This window comes from Phyllobacterium myrsinacearum, assembly GCF_014138285.1.
Taxonomy (GTDB): Bacteria; Pseudomonadota; Alphaproteobacteria; order Rhizobiales; family Rhizobiaceae; genus Phyllobacterium; species Phyllobacterium myrsinacearum_A.
Window position 1 is genome coordinate 1 of sequence record NZ_JACGXN010000032.1, and the last position, 3,512, is coordinate 3,512.

Sequence of the window (3,512 nt, forward strand, 5' to 3'; positions counted from 1 at the left end):
GCTCTAACTCGACTGCAACAGCCGTTTGACTGTGGATGTGGTTGACTGCTCCCAGGACGGGGCTTTCCAGCCGAACATGCCGTGGAATTTCTCCGTATTGAGACGCGAGTTCAATGGCCGCCGGGCTTTGGTTGGATATTCTGCCGTCAGGATGTCTTTGACATCGGCAAATGGCCCATCTTCACCTCGACTATCGTGAAAGATCGCCCGCGCAAAGCTGCTCCAGTTCGTGCTGCCTGTTCCCGCGAGATGGTAGATACCGAAGGCATCAAACTGCGGATCGGTTCGAAGACGGTCGGCTACGCACAGAATACCATCGGCAATATCGATTGCCGATGTGGGATTTCCCCATTGGTCGGACACCACCGACACACTGTCCCGGCTTGCTGCCAGATGCAGCATGGTCTTGACGAAGTTCTTGCCGAAAGGGCTATAGACCCATGCCGTACGCAGGATGAGATGCTTTCCATTGGCTTGAGCAACCAATGTCTCACCGGCCAGTTTGGTTTGACCGTAGACACCGGAAGGCCCCGTCGGATCATCTTCGGTATAGGGCGTCTCACCTTCACCAGCGAACACATAATCGGTCGAAAGGTGAACAACAGGAGCACCAGCCTGCGCGGCAGCCGCAGAAACGGCACCTGCACCGGCTGCATTGATCGCATAAGCCAATTCGGGCTCGTCTTCAGCCTGGTCCACGGCGGTATAGGCAGCAGCTGAAACAACGAGATCGGGCTTTGCCGAGCGTATTGCGTCCCCGATAGTATCGGGCCGTGCCAGATCAAAATCCGGGCGTCCGAGGGTCAACAACGTGACTTCAGGATGAACCCTGGCGCGTTCGGCCAGACTGCGGACAACCTGACCTTCCTGGCCCGTGACAACAATTCTCATGCCGTTCCCTTCTTCAGGGATACAGAACCAAGCCGTTCTCCCGCATAAGTGCCTCCACGGATCGGCTCCCACCACCACTTGTTGTCGAGATACCACTGCACAGTCCGTTCCAGACCGGTATCAAACGTCTCGGCGGGTTTCCAGCCGAGGTCTCTTTCAATTTTGGATGCATCAATTGCATAGCGGCGATCATGCCCTGGACGATCCGTGACGAAGGTAATGAGATCACGATACCGCGCCCCACCCTTGCGCGGACGCTTATTGTCGAGAATGTCACAAATGGTTTCAACAACACTGAGGTTGGTGCGTTCTGCACGACCGCCAATATTGTAGCTCTCGCCCGGCTTGCCCTTGGTTACCACCAATTCCAGTGCACGGGCATGATCTTCAACAAAAAGCCAGTCGCGAACGTTTGCGCCTGCACCGTAGACAGGCAAAGGCTTCTCATCCAGCGCATTGAGAATAACAAGCGGAATGAGTTTTTCAGGAAAATGGAAGGGACCGTAATTGTTTGAACAGTTCGACAGAACCACCGGCAAACCATAGGTCTCATGCCAGGCACGTACGAGATGATCCGAAGCAGCTTTGGAAGCGGAATACGGCGAGGACGGCGCGTAAGGTGTTTCTTCCGTGAAGATTCCGCTATCAAAGGGCAGATCCCCGAATACTTCGTCCGTAGAAATATGGTGGAAACGGAAGCTGGACTTTGCCGGCTCCGGCAGATCCCGCCAGTAGGTCAGCGCTGCATTGAGCATCCGGAATGTTCCGACGATGTTTGTCTCAATAAAGGCCGCCGGGCCGTCGATGGAGCGGTCCACATGGCTCTCGGCAGCCAGATGCATGATCGCTTCGATCTTTTCCGTGCGAAGCAGGTCAAGAATAGTGGCGTCGTCGCAAATATCCGCCTCGACGAAGCTGTAGTTGGGATAATTCTCAATCTGGCGAAGCGATGCGAGATTGCCCGCATAGGTTAGCTTGTCGATGTTAACGACCTGATTTTGAGGATTTGCAGCAAGATGACGACAGACCGCCGATCCAATAAAACCCGCACCACCCGTAACTAGAATTTTCATGAAAAAATCGCTCCCTCAGGGAAAAATTTCGGAACCATCAAGCAGTGGTGCTTTTTGATCCTTGTCAGAAAGCTGAAGCGTTGAAGCTTCCAGCGGCCAATCAATCCCTATGGAAGGGTCATCAAAACGAATGCCACGGTCATGTTCAGGCGAATAATAATCGGTGACCTTGTAAATAACCTCGGTGTTTTCCTCCAAAGTAACAAAGCCATGGGCAAACCCTTTAGGCACCAGAATCTGGTTCCATTTTGCCGCTGATACTTCGAGGGAAACCCACTTCCTGAACGTTGATGAGTTCCTGCGGATATCAACGACGACATCTAGGATAGAACCCTTGACCACGCGCACCAATTTGTCCTGCGCGCGCGGCGGCAGCTGGTAGTGCAATCCGCGCAAAACACCTTTGGCAGCGGAGAACGAATGATTGTCCTGCACAAACTTTAGTGAAATTCCTGCAGCGGCAAGACTGTCCGCATTGTAGGTTTCAGAGAAAAATCCCCTGTCATCACCAAATTTCGATGGCAATATTTCAAAAACGCCTTCAAGGGCGAGAGGCCTAACTTCGATCATTCTGTTCCAATCTCCGCAGCACGGCGCCGCAAGTAGGCAGCATATTCCGTCTTGCCCATTTTTGCCGCTCTTTCAAGTACCTGCTCAGCGTTCAACCAGCCCCATTCCAGGCCAATTTCTTCCGGGCATGCGATCTTGATCCCTTGCCGATGCTCGATTGTCCGAACGAACGAAGACGCTTCATGCAAGCTGTCATGCGTACCGGTGTCGAGCCACGCATAGCCGCGACCCAGCTGCTGAACCTGCAGATCTCCGCGCTGAAGATAGATGTTATTGACGCTGGTAATCTCCAGTTCGCCGCGCGACGAGGGTTCGATGGACGCCGCGATATCCACAACATCATTGCTGTAGAAGTAAAGTCCCGTCACGGCCCAATTGGATTTGGGTTTCTCAGGCTTTTCCTCAATGGACAAGGCCTGGCCGGTGACCTTATCAAAGTCAACGACACCATATCGCTGCGGATCCTCCACGTGATAGGCGAAAACTATTCCGCCCTTTGTCAGAGATGCCGCCAGCTGACACAGTTTGGAAAGACCATCACCAAAATAGATATTGTCACCCAGGATCATGGCGACACTGTCCTGACCGATGAACTCGCGTCCGATGATGAAGGCTTCCGCCAGACCGTTGGGCTGAGGCTGTTCGGCGTAGGAGAAATTCACGCCGAAACCCGAACCATCGCCCAGCAGTTTCTGGAAAAGGGGCAAGTCGTGCGGTGTGGAGATGATCAGAATATCACGAATGCCCGCAAGCATGAGAACACTCAGCGGGTAGTAAATCATGGGCTTGTCATAGATGGGCAGAATTTGCTTCGACACTGCGATCGTCAATGGGTAAAGACGTGTACCGCTTCCGCCAGCCAGTATAATTCCCTTCATTCGATCACTTCCTTATGTCAATGCTAAAAGTCGAGTAGCGATATGATGTTTTAAGTAGCCGCCGTTGATTTCACTTAAAAATGGCGAAATGCGGTTCATC

At 52.9% G+C, this 3,512-nt stretch carries 4 protein-coding genes; all 4 read right to left on the reverse strand.

All coding sequences use genetic code 11. From position 1 onward, the window contains the following. Positions 1 to 3: 3 nt before the first annotated feature. From rfbD to rfbA, 4 genes are read right to left on the reverse strand one after another with little or no spacing between them, the layout of a single operon-like run. A complete protein-coding gene (gene rfbD / locus FHW16_RS28640) occupies positions 4 to 891 on the reverse strand; it encodes a dTDP-4-dehydrorhamnose reductase (RefSeq protein ID WP_182552855.1) in 888 nt (295 codons plus the stop codon). Continuing rightward, the gene (rfbB, locus tag FHW16_RS28645) at positions 888 to 1,964 is read right to left on the reverse strand and encodes a dTDP-glucose 4,6-dehydratase (RefSeq protein WP_182552856.1); all 1,077 of its coding nucleotides are present in this window, start codon (positions 1,962 to 1,964) and stop codon (positions 888 to 890) included. The genes rfbD and rfbB overlap by 4 nt, the downstream gene beginning before the upstream one ends. A 15-nt stretch (positions 1,965 to 1,979) precedes the next feature. After that, the gene (rfbC, locus tag FHW16_RS28650) at positions 1,980 to 2,534 is read right to left on the reverse strand and encodes a dTDP-4-dehydrorhamnose 3,5-epimerase (RefSeq protein WP_182552857.1); all 555 of its coding nucleotides are present in this window, start codon (positions 2,532 to 2,534) and stop codon (positions 1,980 to 1,982) included. Then, the gene (gene rfbA, locus FHW16_RS28655) at positions 2,531 to 3,412 is read right to left on the reverse strand and encodes a glucose-1-phosphate thymidylyltransferase RfbA (protein ID WP_182552858.1); all 882 of its coding nucleotides are present in this window, start codon (positions 3,410 to 3,412) and stop codon (positions 2,531 to 2,533) included. Before rfbA ends, rfbC begins: the two co-directional genes overlap by 4 nt. Positions 3,413 to 3,512 lie beyond the last annotated feature (100 nt).

What these genes read in the sequence shown, in the direction of transcription:
- rfbA (WP_182552858.1), bottom strand. Translation starts at nt 3,412, where the DNA reads ATGAAGGGAATTATACTGGCTGGCGGAAGCGGTACACGTCTTTACCCA.
- rfbC (WP_182552857.1), bottom strand. Translation starts at nt 2,534, where the DNA reads ATGATCGAAGTTAGGCCTCTCGCCCTTGAAGGCGTTTTTGAAATATTG.
- rfbB (WP_182552856.1), bottom strand. Translation starts at nt 1,964, where the DNA reads ATGAAAATTCTAGTTACGGGTGGTGCGGGTTTTATTGGATCGGCGGTC.
- rfbD (WP_182552855.1), bottom strand. Translation starts at nt 891, where the DNA reads ATGAGAATTGTTGTCACGGGCCAGGAAGGTCAGGTTGTCCGCAGTCTG.